This is a genomic window from Pseudomonas bharatica CSV86 (genome assembly GCF_000319305.2).
GTDB lineage: Bacteria > Pseudomonadota > Gammaproteobacteria > Pseudomonadales > Pseudomonadaceae > Aquipseudomonas > Aquipseudomonas bharatica.
Map to the genome: position 1 here is coordinate 2,878,629 of NZ_AMWJ02000001.1, position 15,667 is coordinate 2,894,295.

At 67.5% G+C, this 15,667-nt stretch carries 10 protein-coding genes; all 10 read left to right on the top strand.

Features of this window, described 5'->3' with window-relative positions:
- The first annotated feature begins 86 nt into the window (after positions 1-86).
- The 10 genes from CSV86_RS12805 to CSV86_RS12850 all read left to right on the top strand — a co-directional run bounded on the left by CSV86_RS12805 (position 87) and on the right by CSV86_RS12850 (position 15,656).
- Entirely contained in the window at positions 87-848 is a 762-nt protein-coding gene (locus tag CSV86_RS12805) for a class I SAM-dependent methyltransferase (RefSeq protein WP_009401522.1), read from the top strand.
- 298 nt (positions 849-1,146) lie between these two features.
- Positions 1,147-1,998, top strand: coding sequence for an STAS domain-containing protein (locus CSV86_RS12810; RefSeq protein ID WP_009401526.1), 852 nt, complete (start codon positions 1,147-1,149; stop codon positions 1,996-1,998).
- A 4-nt stretch (positions 1,999-2,002) separates the two neighbouring features.
- A complete protein-coding gene (locus CSV86_RS12815; protein ID WP_009401527.1) occupies positions 2,003-2,365 on the top strand; it encodes an STAS domain-containing protein in 363 nt (120 codons plus the stop codon).
- Positions 2,362-2,766 carry an anti-sigma regulatory factor gene (locus CSV86_RS12820; protein ID WP_009401528.1) on the top strand — a complete coding sequence of 135 codons (405 nt, stop codon included), beginning with the start codon at positions 2,362-2,364 and terminating at the stop codon, positions 2,764-2,766. Before CSV86_RS12815 ends, CSV86_RS12820 begins: the two co-directional genes overlap by 4 nt.
- Positions 2,757-3,782, top strand: coding sequence for an ATP-binding protein (locus tag CSV86_RS12825; RefSeq protein WP_009401529.1), 1,026 nt, complete (start codon positions 2,757-2,759; stop codon positions 3,780-3,782). Before CSV86_RS12820 ends, CSV86_RS12825 begins: the two co-directional genes overlap by 10 nt.
- Complete coding sequence (locus CSV86_RS12830) at positions 3,775-4,647, top strand: sensor histidine kinase (RefSeq protein ID WP_009401532.1); 873 nt, start codon at positions 3,775-3,777, stop codon at positions 4,645-4,647. Before CSV86_RS12825 ends, CSV86_RS12830 begins: the two co-directional genes overlap by 8 nt.
- Positions 4,637-6,580: a PAS domain-containing hybrid sensor histidine kinase/response regulator gene (locus CSV86_RS12835; protein WP_009401534.1), complete on the top strand. Its 1,944-nt coding sequence runs from the start codon at positions 4,637-4,639 to the stop codon at positions 6,578-6,580. The genes CSV86_RS12830 and CSV86_RS12835 overlap by 11 nt, the downstream gene beginning before the upstream one ends.
- Before the next feature lie 250 nt (positions 6,581-6,830).
- Positions 6,831-8,663, top strand: a complete 1,833-nt coding sequence (locus tag CSV86_RS12840; RefSeq protein ID WP_037060811.1) for a Hint domain-containing protein — start codon at positions 6,831-6,833, stop codon at positions 8,661-8,663.
- 84 nt (positions 8,664-8,747) lie between these two features.
- Positions 8,748-11,969, top strand: a complete 3,222-nt coding sequence (locus CSV86_RS12845; RefSeq protein WP_009401536.1) for a hypothetical protein — start codon at positions 8,748-8,750, stop codon at positions 11,967-11,969.
- A 30-nt stretch (positions 11,970-11,999) separates the two neighbouring features.
- Positions 12,000-15,656 (top strand): hemagglutinin protein, encoded by a 3,657-nt coding sequence (locus CSV86_RS12850; protein ID WP_009401537.1) that lies wholly within the window; start codon positions 12,000-12,002, stop codon positions 15,654-15,656.
- Positions 15,657-15,667 lie beyond the last annotated feature (11 nt).

Consider the following 15,667-nt stretch of genomic DNA (forward strand, 5'->3'; position numbering starts at 1 on the left):
AGCGGGGCAGAAAAAGGTCGAATGTTCGGCAAGGGAACCACTCGCTAGGATCGGCACATCCAAAAAGAAAGACAGAGGCCGGTTTCATGACAAGCGCGACATTCAAGGATCATTTCTCCAGCGGCTCGGCCGGCTACGCGGCCTACCGTCCGGGCTACCCGCTGGAGCTGATCGATGAGCTGACCAGCATCAGCCCCGGCACCGGCCGGGTGCTGGACTGCGGCTGCGGCACCGGGCAGTTGTCGGTGCTGCTGGCCGAACGTTTCGACGAAGTGGTAGCCACCGACGCCAGCGCCGCGCAGATCGCCGACGCCGAACCACGCGAGGGCGTGATCTACCGCACCGCCCTGGCCGAGGACAGCGGCCTGCCTGACGCCAGCGTTGACCTGGTGACCGTGGCCCAGGCCGCCCACTGGCTGGACCTCGACACGTTCTACGCCGAAGCCCGGCGCATCGCCCGCCCCCAGGCGGCCATCGCCCTGATCACCTACGGCGTGCTGCATCTGGAGGGTGAACTGGATCGTCATCTGCAGGCGTTCTATTACCAGACCCTCGCCCCCTATTGGCCGCCGGAGCGGCGCCATGTGGAAAGCGGCTACCGCGAGCTGCCGTTTCCCTTCGCCCCGATCGAAATACCGCCGCAAGTGATCGAGATGCACTGGACCCTGGCGCAACTGGTCGGCTACCTGAACACCTGGTCGGCGGTGAAGGCAGCGCAGCAGGCACAGGGGATCAACCCGGTGGATGTGCTGGCCCAGGCGCTGGGCGAGGAATGGGGCGATGCGGCGACCCGGCGACGGGTGACCTGGCCACTGACCGTTCGCGCCGGGCGCATCCACGATCATTGACAGCGCTGCAAAGCCCCTGTGGGAGCTGGCTTGCCAGCGATTTGGCCAGATTTGACAACGGCTCTGCCAGTGCCGGACTCATCGCTGGCAAGCCAGCTCCCACAGGTTTTTTGGCAAGCCGCCAAAATATGAACAAAATCCCCGCTTCCCCACGGAACCATTTGCGCAACGCAAGGATCGGAGTTCCAATCCGCCGCATACTGGCAATCCGCCAAACATTTTTCCAAGGGCAGTGCTACTGTCCACAAGCCGGCAGTTCATCCAACAGAACCGGCCCCATCCCAGGAGCGACACTCACATGGCAGCACTCAGTTCCAGCACGCTAGAAGCGATCCAGGCGCAGCGCACCCAGTTGCTCGCCGAGTGGACCCGGGACCTCGAGGATAAAGGCGCCACCCGCAACCTGAAGGAACAGGAGCTGCAGCAACAGACCCAGGAATTCCTGCAGTTGCTGATCAGCAGCCTGCAAAGCAGGACCGGGGAGAACATCGGCACAGCCGGCTGGGACGAGATCCGCCTGTTCCTCGAAAAACTCTCCAACAGCCGCGCCCTGCTCGGCCATGACTCGCAACAGACGGCCTCGTTCATCTTCACCTTGAAGGGCCCGCTGTTCGCGCTTCTGCAAAAGCATTTCAGCGACGAACCGGCGACCCTGGCCGAACAGCTTTGGGTGGTCTCGGAACTGCTCGATGCCCTGGGCATGCATACCATCCGCACCTTCCAGCGCTCGCGCGAAGCGGTGATCAAGCGCCAGCAGGAAGAGCTGCTGGAACTCTCGACGCCGGTGGTCAAGCTGTGGGACGGCATCCTTGCCCTGCCGATGATCGGCACGCTGGACTCCCAGCGCACCCAGATGGTGATGGAGTCGCTGTTGCAACGCATCGTCGATACCGGCGCGGAAATCGCCATCGTCGATATCACTGGCGTACCCACCGTGGACACCCTGGTCGCCCAGCACCTGCTCAAGACCGTGACCGCCATCCGCCTGATGGGCGCCGATTGCATCATCAGCGGGGTGCGTCCGCAGATCGCCCAGACCATCGTCCACCTCGGCCTCGACCTGCAAGGGGTGACCACCAAGGCCAACCTGGCCGACGCCCTCAAGCTGGCCTTGTCGCGCCTTGGCGTCAGCACCGTGAAAGCGGGCTGAGCCCATGGAACGTATCCCGATCCTGCAAATGGGCGAGTACCTGCTGGTGACCATCCAGGTCGACATGCATGACCAGCTCGCCCTCAACCTCCAGGAAGACCTGGCCGAACGCATCAGCCGCACCTCGGCCAAGGGCGTGCTGATCGACATCTCGGCGCTGGACATGGTCGATTCCTTCATCGGCCGGATGATCGGCACCATTTCCGGGCTTTCGCGGATCATGGACGCGCAGACCGTACTGGTGGGCATGCAGCCCTCGGTGGCGATCACCCTGGTCGAGCTGGGCATGACCCTGCCGGGGGTCAGCACGGCGCTGAACGTGGAGCGCGGCATGCAGAAACTTCGCGACCGGGTGGAACGCTCATGAACCTGCGCAGCAGCGGTACCCAACCGGTACGCCTGGAACAGGACGTGGTCCTGGCCCGGCAGACCGCGCGCAAGCTGGCCACCGAATGCGGCATGCGCCTGATCGACCAGACCAAGCTGGTCACTGCGGTCAGCGAGCTGGCACGCAACACCGTGGTCTACGGCGGTGGCGGCGATATGGACTGGCAGGTGCTGGAAGATATCGGCCGCGTCGGCCTGCGCCTGAGCTTCCGCGACCAGGGCCCGGGGATCCCCGATGTGCGCCTGGCCCTGACCGACGGCTGGACCTCCGGCGGCGGCCTCGGCCTGGGCCTCACCGGGGCCCGGCGCCTGGTGGACGAATTCGACCTGCAAACCGCGCCCGGCGAGGGCACCTGCGTGACGATCACCCGATGGACTTGAGCGTTGAAGGATCGCCGACCCTGGTGGTGGCGATCGAAGAAGATTCCCAGATCGGACATGCCCGGCGTACCGCGCAGAAGCTGGCAACGCAGCAAGGGCTGGACGAAAGCGATGCCGGGCGTGTCGCCCTGGTGACCACCGAACTGGCCAGCAACCTGTTGAAGCATGCCGCCCGCGGCGAGTTGCACCTGCGCGCGCTGCCCCATCCCGAAGGCGCAGGCATCGAGGTGCTGGCCGTGGATCGTGGCGGCGGCTTCGATCGCGACACCTGCCTGACCGATGGCTATTCCACCCGGGGTACCCAGGGCATCGGCCTGGGCGCGGTGGAGCGCCAGGCCGATGTCTTCGACATGTATGCCGACCAACGCGGCACCGTGCTGCTGGCGCGCTTCTACCGCAACGGCGGCCCGGGCAAGCGCAAGCGCGACCTGCGCTTCGGCGTCAGCCATCATTCGCTGCTCGACGACCCGGCCTGCGGCGATACCTGGCAACTGGTGGTGCGCGGCGCGCAGATCAGCGCCCTGGTGCTGGACGGCCTCGGCCATGGCAGCGAGGCCGAACAGGCCGCCCTCGCCGGCCGCGCCGCCTTTGCCCGCACGCCCTTCGCCGACCCCGAGCGCCTGGTTGCCGACATGCACGAAGCCATGCTCCACAGCCGTGGCGGCGCCGTGGGCATCGCCCAGTTCGACGGGGTACGGGACGACCTGCACTTCACCGGCATCGGCAATATCGCCGCCAGCCTGGTCAGCCCGGAGAAAAACCGCGGCCTGACCTCCCATCCGGGCATCGTCGGCGCCCAGTACCGCAAGGTGCAGACCTTCGACTACGCTGGGGTAACCGGCAACCTGCTGATCCTGCACAGCGACGGCCTGCAATCACGCTGGAACCTGCGCGATTACCCCGGCCTGCTGCAGCGCCACCCGGCGGTGATCGCCACCGTGCTGCACCGTGATTTCAACCGTGGTCGCGACGACGTGACCGTTCTGGTGGTGGCCCTGGAGACCGTCGATGACTGACCTGTCCAACCTCAATGCCGAACAGCGTGCGCTGCTCGAGCGCCTGCAGGGCGAGGCCGATGCCTTGCGTGCCGAACTCGACGAAACCAACCAGGGCGTACTGGCCCTGTACTCCGAGCTGGACACCCAGGCCGAACAACTGCGCCAGGCCTCGGACCTGAAAAGCCGTTTTCTCTCCTACATGAGCCACGAGTTCCGCACCCCTCTGGGCTCGATCCTGAGCATCACCAGCCTGCTCGCCGACGAGCTGGACGGCCCCCTGAGCCCCGAGCAGCACAAGCAGGTGGCCTTCGTCAGCACGGCCACCCGCGAACTCAGCGACATGGTCGACGACCTGCTCGACCTGGCCAAGATCGAAGCCGGACGCATCACCATCTCACCTGGCTGGTTCGACATGCTCGACCTGTTCTCTGCCCTGCGCGGCATGTTCCGGCCGATCGTCAACAGCACCAACGTCGACCTGATCTTCGAAGAGCCCACCGGCCTGCCACGGCTCTACACCGACGACAAGAAGCTCGCGCAGATCCTGCGCAACTTCATTTCCAACTCGCTGAAGTTCACCACCAGCGGTGAGGTACGGGTCTCCGCCAGCCTGGAAGGCAACGACCGCATCCGCTTCGCGGTCAGCGACACCGGCATCGGCATCTCCCCGGAACTGCACGGTGCCCTGTTCGAGGACTTCTCCCAGGTCGACTCGCCCCTGCAGAAACGCCTGCGCGGCACCGGCCTCGGCCTGTCGCTGTGCAAGCGCTTCGCCGAGCTGCTCGGCGGCCAGGTCGGGCTGTGCAGCGAACCCGGGGTCGGCTCGACCTTCTTCGTCATCATCCCGCTGGCCATGGCCACGGAGGCCGTCGATGAAACGTAACCTGCGCCTGCTGATCGTCGATGACAACAGCGCCACCCGCTACGCCCTGCGCCGCCGCCTCGATCGCCAGGGCTACACGGTGCTGGAGGCCGGTACCGGGGGCGAAGGCCTGGCGCTGATCGAGAAGGAGCGCCTGGATGCGCTGATCCTCGACGTCAACCTGCCGGACATGAGCGGCTTCGATATCGTCCGCAACCTGCGCGCCGACCCGCGTACCGCGCTGTTGCCGGTGATCCACGTGTCGGCGGCGTCGATCCAGACCGGCGACATCATCACCGGCCTCGACGCCGGCGCCGATGCCTACCTGATCCACCCGATCGATCCCGACGTGCTGCTCGCCACCCTGCGCACCCTGCTGCGGGTGCGCGACACGGAAAACGCCCTGCGCGAAAGCGAGGCGCGCTTCCGCGAGATCTTCGCCAATGTCTCGGCGCCCATCGCCGTGCTCGACGCCAGCCTCAACATCCATGAGTGCAACCATGCCTTCACCCAGTTGCTCGAAGGCATCAAGGCCCCGCAGACCCTGGACGCGGCGCTGAAGGACAACGACGCCTCGGTGGTCGGCGAACTGCGCCTGCGCCTGGCCGAAGGCGAGCGCTGGAAAGGCACCCTGAACATGCGGGTCAAGGGCGAGCTGCGCGAAACCGAGTGGCAGATCTCGCCGTACCGTACGCCCGGCTCCAGCCTGGTGTTCGTCGAGGACGTCACCGAACACCGCCACCGCGAACGCTCGCACCGGGCCCAACTGGACGATGCCAACATCCAGCTGGCCAAGGAAGTCGCCGAACGGGCACGCACCGAGGAGCAGCTGCTCCAGGCGCAGAAAATGGATGCCTTGGGCAAGCTCACCGGCGGCATCGCCCATGACTTCAACAACATGCTCACCGGGATCATCACTAGCCTCGAATTGATCCGCAAGCAGGCCGGCACCCAGGCGTCGCCCAAGCTGCAGATCTACGCCGAGGCGGCGCTCAACTCGGCCACCAGCGCCGCCGCCCTGACCCACCGCCTGCTGGCCTTCGCCCGCCAGCAACCGCTGGACACCCGGCCGGTGGACATCAACGAGCATGTGCGTTCGCTGGAAGAGCTGCTGATCCGCACCATCGGCGAACGCATCGTGCTCACGCTGGAACTGACCAACCAGCCGGCCATCGCCCTAGTCGACCCGGTGCAACTGGAAAGCGCGGTGCTCAACCTGGCGATCAACGCCCGCGATGCCCTGCCCCAGGGCGGGCATATCTGGATCAGCACCTACGCTGCCTATTCACGTGGCAATCCGAAAATGCAGGACGGCGCCTATGTCTCGCTGTCGGTGCGCGACGACGGCATCGGCATCGACCACAGCGTGATCGACAAGGTCTTCGAACCCTTCTTCACCACCAAGCCGCTGGGCCAGGGCACCGGGCTGGGGCTATCGACCATCTACGGTTTCGCCCGCCAGTCCGGCGGCGATGCGCATATCCGCAGCGTCATCGGCCGTGGTACCGAAGTGACCCTGCTGCTGCCGGCCGGCAGCGACGTACCGGACCTGCCGCCGGAGCCGCAGGGCAGCGTCGATCCCCAGGGCCAGGGCGAGCATATCCTCATCGTCGAGGACATGGCCTCGGTGCGCCTGTTCGTCAGCGAGGTGCTGCTGGACGCGGGCTATCGCTGCACCACGGTGGAAAGCATCGAGCTGGCCCTGGAGCATCTGCAGCGCGACGCCTCCATCGACCTGCTGCTGACCGATGTCGGCCTGCCGCGCATGAGCGGGCGGGAACTGGCGGACGTGGCGCGCGGTTGGCGGGCCGGGTTGCCGGTGCTGTTCATGACCGGTTATGCGCAAACCGCCTTGAACCGCCAGGCCTTCCTCGCGCCGGGGATGGACATGCTGTTCAAGCCGTTCCAGATCAGCGAGTTGCTCGAGAAGGTACGGCGGGCACTGGAAGGTTGACGGGCATGCTGGCGTGAAAAAGCGGCCGGCATGCACCCTCCGGAATCTGACCAATCAGTCACGAAACTCCTCGACAACCCGCATTTCCGGGCACTTGCTCAGCACGCAACGCTATTTGGCGGGATAAAAAACGCCGAAATAATCATTTGCGATTTGCCCAGCCCGCAACTATGGTTCGAGCACCCGGCGCTCACAAGGAATTGGTACCCGTTGCCAGTGAGCCGCCAGCTACCACTCAGGGAAGATCACCATGGCGACTCGCGATTTCGTTCGAGCTGTGCGTAACGCTTTTCTCATGCTGGCCGTGCTCGCCGCCGTGGCGACCACCCCGGCCCTGGCCGCTCCCCAGGCGCTGCTGGCCGAGGCCCAGGCCGACATGAAGGCCCTCGACGCCGAGGTAAAACCGGGCATCCCGCACCGCCTCGACCTGGCCAATCCGCTGCATTACCGCTACATCACGGAAACCTTCAAGCGCGCCGGAAAAACCCCGGAGAATTCACCGCAACTGTTCCGTACCCTGGAAAACGGCCGCGACATCGCCACTGCCGCGCTGCAGAAGAACGCTACCCGCCCCAACCGGGCGCTGGCCGTCAACGCCGCCGCCAGCGACGGTATCCAGAACCTCAACTTCATCGCCACCTTCTCCCAGGACAACGGCACCGGCAGCAGCCCGGCCAAGGCCCGGGCGACCCTCTCGGCCACCCAGCCGGGCTACCAGGCCACGGGTATTTCCTCGGTGGCGGGCGGCACCACCTCGACCTCCATCGTCATGGAGCTGTACGAAGTCGAGACCGGCAAGGTCTACGCCACCAAGTCCGGCAGCCAGTTCAGCCAGGGCACGGATTTCCGCGTGCAGGTCGAAGGCCAGGTGCCGGCCGCCGACGGTAACCCGACCACCCAGGCCAAGGGCCTGTTCTATTACTACCCGGCCAATGCCGGCCCGACCGATCCGCCGGTGGTCTACGTGCAGACCTTTCAGGACACCCTGAACCCCACCAGCGCCTGCCTCAACCAGCCCAACTACTGCGTGCGCAACGCCAGCGGCAACTGCACCGGCAGCTACGAGACCAGTTGCACCAACACCAAGGCCAACACCACGCCGATCAAGCTGTGCTGGTACCGCGGCAGCCAGCAGGAATGCGATTACTGGAACTCCACGGCGCACCCGACCAATTTCGTCTTCCCGCTGTCGGGATCGGCCACCTTCGCCAACACCGTGGTCTCGCCACCGGCCGGGGTCACCTCGATCTATATCCAGAACCCCGCCGGCGGCGGTTGCAACGTGTACTTCCAGCAAGGCACGGTGCTCGAACAGCAATACTGGACGGCCAATGGCCAGACCATCTCGTGGAACTACCCGGCCTCGGCCTTCCCCAACACCGGCAACTGCATCAACTACTACGACGGCACCGCCGCCAACCTCTGGGTCACCGCCTATGTCGCGCTCAACGGCAGCCAGGGCCAGGAGCCACCGTTCGGCACCCTGAACTTCACCAGTGACCGCACCTACCTCGGCACCCCGGGGGTCAACATCATTCCGCCGCTGTACATCATGCAGGGCTGCCTGGCCGAGGGCACCGAGATCACCCTGGCCGACGGCAGCAAGCGCCCGGTCGAGGCCTTCACCGGCAAGGGCGGCGAGTCGGTGAAGAGCGCCGACGGCAAGACCAGCGAGGTACACGGCACCACCCAGGGCACCGAGCCCCATCCGATGATCCGCATCAAGACCGATGCCGGCCATGACCTCCTGGTGACCCGCACCCACCCGATGATCCTCGCCAACGGCCTGCCCCTGCAGGCTCGCTACCTGCGGGTAGGCGACGAACTGGCCAGCCTGGAGGGCAAGGCCCGGGTCACCTTGCTGACCCTGGAGGACTACAAGGGCAAGGTGCACAACCTGCTGACCCAGCCCTATCCAACCTCCGGTACCTACTACGCCGGCGGCCTGCTCACCGGCGACGCCAACATGCAGCAATCGCTGGCCTCGGTGGGCGAACGCACGCCGCTGCGCAGCCGCGCCGAAATCCGCGCCAGCCTGCCCAAGGAATGGCTGCAGGATTTCGACAACAGCCCCGACCCGTGACGCCAGCGGGGATGCGTCCGCGCGTATCCCCCGACGCCCCTCTTGTCCGGCTTCCTCTTTCCAGCCCTTCTTCCGGAGGCTCGCATGGCCGCCCACGCGCAAGCGCAAAACAGCACCGATCCGGTTATCCAGTCCGCCATCTACGACGGCAACAGTGTGCGGGTAATCTGGACCCCGTCGAGCGATACCGGGGTCACCGGCTATATCATCCAGCTAGCCTGGCTGGGTGGCGGCGAGCCGGTGGTCGCCTACCAAAGCCAGGTTTTCCAGGGCCAGAACACCGGGATCGGCAACCTGCCCCTGAGCCAGCCGCTGAATACCGACGTCGCCTGGCAGGTGGTGGTCCAGGCGCAGTGGGGCAGCAGTTCCGGGCAGAACAGCGCAGCGGTGCTGCTGCCGACGCTGGCGCCGACCCTGGACGAGGCGCTGTACGACGGCCATGCGCTGCAGGTGACCTGGCAACCTTCGTGGCAGGCGGCGGCCGGCTACGAGATCGTGGTGGTATCACAGAGCATCGGCACGACCTACAGCATTCCCGTCAGTGGTACCGGGGCCCGTTCGGCAGTGGTCGACAACGCCCAGCTCGGCGGCGGCCTGGGCGACAACTCGGAATGGGTGGTGTACGTCGCTGCGGTCGGTGCCAACAGTGCCAGCGCGCGTTCTGCCGCCGCGAGTTTCCCGCCCTCCTCGATGGTCCGTCCGGTGCTGGGCAAGACCAACCTGTATCGCGACGGCAATCGCATCATCGCGCGCTGGACCGGTAGCGGTGCCAGCCAGATCGTCGGCTACCGCCTGAGTGCCAGCGATGCGGCCAGTGGCACCCGCTACAGCGTCGAAGTACCGGGGGCCAACGCCAACAACGCCACCCTCGCCCTGCCCGCGCCGCTGGCCGACAGCGCCAGCTTCCAGCTCTCGGTGACGGCGTTGACCGCCAGCGGCGCCGGCCTGGTCAGTCCCCTCGCCGCCATCGTTTCGACCCGCCCGGTGCTGACGGCAGCGGACTACAACGGCAGCGCCCTGAAGCTCGACTGGGTGATCCCCTATAACCCGGCGGTAACCGGTTACACCCTGCAGGCGCTGTCGCTGTCCAGCGGACAGAGCTTTTCCGCCACGGTCAGCAACGCCGGGGCCACCTCGGGCAGCATCCCTCTGGGCGCACCACTGGACACTACCCAGGCCTGGGTGGCGCAGATCATCGCCAACAACGCCGGCGATGGCGTCGGGGCCGAGGGCGAACTGCTGCCGCTGATCACCGGCAGCGCCAGCTTCACCAGCCTGGTGGTCAGCGCCGATGGCGGCAGTCTCGATATCACCTGGCAAGCACCGGCGTCGCTGACCAGCCCGGAGCTGACCACGGTCAGCCTGCTGCTCGACGGCATTGTCGGCAGCACCTTCGCGGTCAATGGCAATACCGCGCGCCTGGCCCTGCCGGTCAACGCCGCCGGTGCGGCGCTGAGCGTCGGCCTGGCACCGGCCAGGGGCGTGGTGCGCAACACCTGCACCAGCGCCCTCGGCGTCCCGTTGGGCATCCCGCAGATCAGCGGCTGGGACACCGATGCGGTGAGTGGCAGCGGTACCCTGAGCTGGGGCGCGCTGAGTGGCGCGCCCGGCTACCGCCTGAGCCTGCCCGGCGGCCAGCATCTGGACCTGACCGGCACCAGCACCACCCTCACCCCGGCGCAGTTGGCCAGCGGCGGCAATCCGGCCCTGGCCACCCTGCGCAGCGCCGGAGTGGTCGATGGCTGCACCCTGGTCGGCCCGGCCAGCGCAGCGTTCGCCCTGGCCACGACGCCGGTGCGGGATGTGCGGGTAGAGTATGACGGCGCCACCCTCAGCGCCCGCTGGAGCGCGGTGAGCGACGGCCAGAGCTACCGGGTATCGGTGCTGAAAACCGTGGACGGCACGACCTCGGTGGACCAGGCCTTCACCTCCAGCGCCGGGGTGCTCGAACAAAGCTGGGCCTATACCCCGGGCAACCCGGCGGCGGGCCTGAGCGTGGTGGTCCAGGCCAACCAGCCGGTGCTGGGCATCGCCAACATCGGCCCGGCCAGCCAGGCCCCGGACCTGTACCGCAGCGCCTTCATTCCCTCGGCACAGGCCGCCTCCACCAGCTTCCCGCACCTGATCCCGGCGGCAGCGCTGAGCACCGCCCTCAGCGGCACCGCACCCGACACTGCGCTGACCCTGTACCTGCCGCAGATCGGCAAGACCGGCAGCCTCGCCAACCTGCCCATCAGCAATGGCCCCTTCACCCTGTCGGCCGCCTCGGGCAGCACCTACCCCTACAGCCTGGCGATCGCCTCCGGCGGCACCGATTCGCCCTGGACCTTCGACACCCAGCCCATCCGCAGCGGCCTGCTCAAGGCCTACGTGGCCTTTCTCCAGGCGCTGGAAAGTGCCGGTGCAGCCGCCTGGGGCATCATCGCCGTGCAGGACGCCCTGGCCCGGACCATGCCACAAACCTTCGAGGAGTCGCTGTACTACGCCTTCGGCCTGTCGTTCCCGTCGCCCGATACCGGCGCCACGCTCGGCTCGGTGGACCTGCGCCCGGGGATGATCCTGCGGGTCGCCGCAAGCCCGTTCCAGACCATTTCCCAATCGACCTCGGATTTGAAGTGGAGCAACGGCTACGTGACCGGGCCGACGGTGGACTACCCGGTGGGACAGTTCGTCGACAGTTCCGGCGGCATCAGCACCGGTTGGGACTCGTTCATCGGCCAACTGGTCAGCGGCGGCGCGCTGTCGGTCAACCCGCCCCCGTCCCATGACACCACCCAGCAAATGGGCGGGGTCGCCGATGCCGCCGACCTGTACTTCCCGGCCTTCGTCACGCCGTTCTACCGGCTGTTCTCGCCCTCGGCGCTGGCCAGTGCCAGCGACCCGGCGGTAACCACCACGACCAACAACTTCACCCTCGCCGCCGCCCCCAGCTTCACCGCCCTCAGCAGTGCCGGCAATGTGCCGGGCGGTAGCGTGCCGGTCGCCTATTTCCGCGGCCGCGTGGTGCCCAGGGCATGCCTGCGGGTGACCCTCGACGGCACGCCGCTGGTGGTCCCGGTCGGTACTACCGTGGCCAACCTGCTGGCCCAGGCCGGACGCATGCCGGTGCCTGCGTCGCTGCCGGTGCAGGGCGTGCAGCTGTTGCGTGGACTGGGCGCGGCGGTACTGGCGGCAAACGCGCCACTGGGTACCACGGCCTGGCCACTGCGCCTGGACTGGAGCGGGCTGGGCAACTACGGCCCGGGCTGGACGCAACTGTCCGTGCCGCTGCTGCCGGGTGACAGCGTCACCACCCGCCAGCCCTGACCCTTCACCGCCTCGCGACAGGGAGCCGTCATGAGCGTACCGGTGTTCGAGCAAGTCACGGCGGGCCTGTACCGCCTTTCCACCCTCGCCGAAAGCGGGCTGGAGGCGTATTGGGCAGGCTATCTGGCCAGCCCCGGCAGCGACCTTGGCGCCAGCGCCAGCCTGGCGCAGACCTGGGCCGACCTGGGCGGCGCCTATCTGTTCCTGGGCAGTGCGCCGGCCGATCCGGCGAGCTTCGTCAGCGACCTGCGTGCCCTGTGGCCGCGCCTGTCGCCCAAGGGCTGGCTGCGCCTGCTGTGGATCAGCAACCCGGCGGACCCGGCCAGCCAATGGCAGACCCGCGGCATAGACGCCCTGCCCGCCAGCGCCGGCGACCCGGCCGGGACCTGGCGCGTGGTCCGCGACTCGGCATTCACCCTCGGCGATTACGCCGTGACCGTACGCGGTGCGACCCTGGTCGAGGCAGGCAGCGACAGCCTGCTGTTCGCCGCCAACGGCCTGGCCTTCAACGCCCCTGGCGGGATCTATGCGCCGATCGACACGCAGTGCCCGCTGCCACTGGCCGGCGGACAGCTCGGCTGCCTGACCTTCGGCATCCGTGCCGGCAATGGCGGCAGCGACGATGCCGACGACATGCAGCGCCTCGGCGTCATGCTGCGCTACGGCGAGGCCGATGCCGACAGCCCGGTGGGTGAAGTCAGCATCATCGACATGCCACTGTTCCGCCAACTGGATGCCACGCCCTTCGGCCTGACCCTGGCCTTCGATCCACTGAACCCGGAGTTGCCGCAGCGCAGTGCGCTGGTTTTCGTCACTGCCGGGAACCAGGCACCGACCCTCGGCTTTGCCCAGCTCAGCAATACCGGACATGCCACCCAGGCCACGCCCCGCGCCGGCAGCGGCGACCTGCCGGACGCACGCCTGAGTTTCGGCCGCACCCCGCTGTTCGACGCCCCCGATGCCGCCAGCGCCAGCCTGGTCTGGCACCTGGCGCCGGATGGCCTGTTCGACCTCGGCACGCCCCAGCAGGCGCGCAGCAGCGACGGCAACACCCGCCTGATCCTCGGTGTTTCCGGCACCGAAAGCGTAGTGCTGCCGCAGGATGGCACCTCGCTGCTGCTGTTCCAGGCCAATGGTGCGGCCTACCTGCCGCCCGCTGTCGAGGATGCCGGCGGCAGCACCCTGAGCGATCTCGGCACCACCGCCTGGGCCACCGTGCTCTCCGATGGCGGCAATGGCCGCAGCTACGAAGCACAACCACCGCGCTCGCCGCTGTTCAATGCGGCGCGGGTACCGGTGGCGGGCTTCCTGGCCTACCTGAACATGAATGCCGCCACCTTGCCGACCCTGCAGGCCAGCCAGCAGAGCCCGCCAACGGTGTGGCCCATGGGTGTGTACGGGCGCATCGCCGCCAGCGCCATCGACCAGGCCGCGCGCCTGGAGGACGCCGCCCTGGCACCGACCCGGCGCAGCCTGATCGGCCTGCCGCCACTGGACACACCGCGCCTGGCCCCCACCGGCCGGCTGCGCCTGGGTGTCCAGGCCAATGCCGCGGATACCCCGCCCTTGGGCGTCACCCCCAGCGGCCTGATCGCCGTGCTCGACCAGGCGCAATCCGCCTGGGCCGGGGTGCTGTTCGCCAACATGCCGCAATCGGATACCGGGCAACTGATCCTCACCGAGGTCAAGCCGCCGTTCCAGGCGGCCCTGCAATCCAACCAGCTGTTCATGGTGGTGGCCGATGTCGATACCTTCATGGACCAGGGCAGCTCGGTGGCCTACCAGTTGACCGCCGCCAACGCCGTCCCGCGCCTGCTCGCCGCCGGGGTGCCGGTCGCCCAGGCCCAGGCGATCGACACGGCGCTGAAGGCCCTCGGCTACCCGGAGTTCCCCAACGAAGCCGCCTTCGATGCAGCGGTCGCGGCCAGTGCCGGCGACTACCTGGCCCAGGCCCAGGCAGCAGCGGGCCTGCTGCGCGCGGACATCGAAGGCTGGACCTTCCAGCTCTCGCCGCGCAGTTGGCGCAGTGACGCCCTGACGCCGACCCTGATGCTGTTCAAATACTGCGGCAGGGCCATCACCGAGCTGGCGGCCGACACCGGCGCCTGGTCCTGGCCGGAAGTGGCGCAGGCCCCGGACGGAAGCCTGGCACCGACCCGGGCCGCCCTCGACGCGGTGATCGCCAAGGCGCGCCTGGCCGTGCTCGACCCCGACATCGGCGACGCCGATCCGCTGGTGCTGTTCTACCACGAGGTGCTGGACAACCCGCAGTGGAACGGCGTGCTGTTCCTCAATGCACCGATCGACTTCCAGGACATGCCCTCGGCCCTGCGCTTCATGGCCGCCGGGGTCGACCGCTCACGCTTCTATGCCCACCACATCGGTTTCTCGCTGACGCCCTACACGCCGCGCGACGGTGTCATCGATCTGGGCCAGACCGCAGCATTCGGCCTGATCGACTACAACGACCCGGACGACCTGGTGGCCTCCACCACCATCCCTTTCGGCTACAAGACCCTGTCCATGCGCGTGCGCTTCGACAACGCACGGGTGGTGGACTTCTCCGCCGAAGCCGAGCTGATGGTCAACCGCCTGTTCGCCTCGTGGCTGGCCAAGGTCGATCGCGCCCGCGGCAACAACCTGATCCTTACCGGCAGCTACCAGCGTATCGGCGGCCAGCCCAGCTACTCGTTCAGCCTGCTCGGTGACAACGTGTTCCAGAGCAATGGCGCGGCGCTGTCGTCCATCGATATCCGCGACTGTCGCCTGGAAACCGCCGCTGCTCCGGTGGACGGCCTGCTCACGGCCAATTTCGTGCTGTCCGGGCGCCTCGGCTTCGTCGAGATCCCCGGGTTCGACCTGTTCGGCTATGGCGCCGGTGACGTGGTCAATGGCTACCTGAGTTTCCAGGGCCTGGTGGTGGCGATGTCCTTCGCCATGGAGGACCCATCCGCGCAGCACTTCACCTCGGGCGAGGCCGGGGTGGGTTTCGACACCGGCCCCGGCGCCTCGCTGGCGCGACCGGCGTCGCTGGTGGAGAACTTCCCGCTGCGCCTCGAAGGCCTGGTCGCCGCCCCCGACCTGGCCCCGGCCGGCCAGCCGCCGCAAGGGGCAACCCCGGAAAGCCTCGGTTTCACCTCGATCGGCGCACCGCTGGACCAGCAGCCGCTGGCCGCGCCCTGGTTCGGCCTGAGCCTGGCGCTGGACATGGGCACCCTCGGCGCCCTCAGCGGCGCCATCGGCCTGAAGATCACCCTGCTCGCCGCCTGGGGCCCGGAGCCGGTGGCCGGCGAACCGCCGGTGTACCTCGGGATCAAGCTGGGCATGTCCAACGCCCTCAACGGCAGCCTGCCCTTGCAGGGCGTGCTCAAGCTGGGCTTTCGCAACTTCCTTTTCGAAACCTGGCGCGACAGCGACAACCGCCTCAACTACCTGCTGCGCATGCGCCGCTTCGCCCTCTCGGTGCTGGCCTGGAGCTTCCCGCCGGGCAATGCCGACCTGATGCTGTTCGGCGCACCGGGCAGCCCGAAGACCTCGCTGGGCTGGTATGCGGCGTACCTCAAGGACGAGGACAAGAAGAAACAGCAGGCGTTGCTGGCGACCCCGGCACCGCGCCAGGTGACACGGCGCGCGCCGGACAGCAAGCGCCTCGCACGTTCCGGGCGGCGTACGCCGCCGGTTATCTGAAGCGTAACGGC

Bases quoted from the DNA above. Each gene is read 5' to 3' on its own strand.
- CSV86_RS12805 (WP_009401522.1), top strand. From the start codon at position 87: ATGACAAGCGCGACATTCAAGGATCATTTCTCCAGCGGCTCGGCCGGC.
- CSV86_RS12810 (WP_009401526.1), top strand. From the start codon at position 1,147: ATGGCAGCACTCAGTTCCAGCACGCTAGAAGCGATCCAGGCGCAGCGC.
- CSV86_RS12815 (WP_009401527.1), top strand. From the start codon at position 2,003: ATGGAACGTATCCCGATCCTGCAAATGGGCGAGTACCTGCTGGTGACC.
- CSV86_RS12820 (WP_009401528.1), top strand. From the start codon at position 2,362: ATGAACCTGCGCAGCAGCGGTACCCAACCGGTACGCCTGGAACAGGAC.
- CSV86_RS12825 (WP_009401529.1), top strand. From the start codon at position 2,757: ATGGACTTGAGCGTTGAAGGATCGCCGACCCTGGTGGTGGCGATCGAA.
- CSV86_RS12830 (WP_009401532.1), top strand. From the start codon at position 3,775: ATGACTGACCTGTCCAACCTCAATGCCGAACAGCGTGCGCTGCTCGAG.
- CSV86_RS12835 (WP_009401534.1), top strand. From the start codon at position 4,637: ATGAAACGTAACCTGCGCCTGCTGATCGTCGATGACAACAGCGCCACC.
- CSV86_RS12840 (WP_037060811.1), top strand. From the start codon at position 6,831: ATGGCGACTCGCGATTTCGTTCGAGCTGTGCGTAACGCTTTTCTCATG.
- CSV86_RS12845 (WP_009401536.1), top strand. From the start codon at position 8,748: ATGGCCGCCCACGCGCAAGCGCAAAACAGCACCGATCCGGTTATCCAG.
- CSV86_RS12850 (WP_009401537.1), top strand. From the start codon at position 12,000: ATGAGCGTACCGGTGTTCGAGCAAGTCACGGCGGGCCTGTACCGCCTT.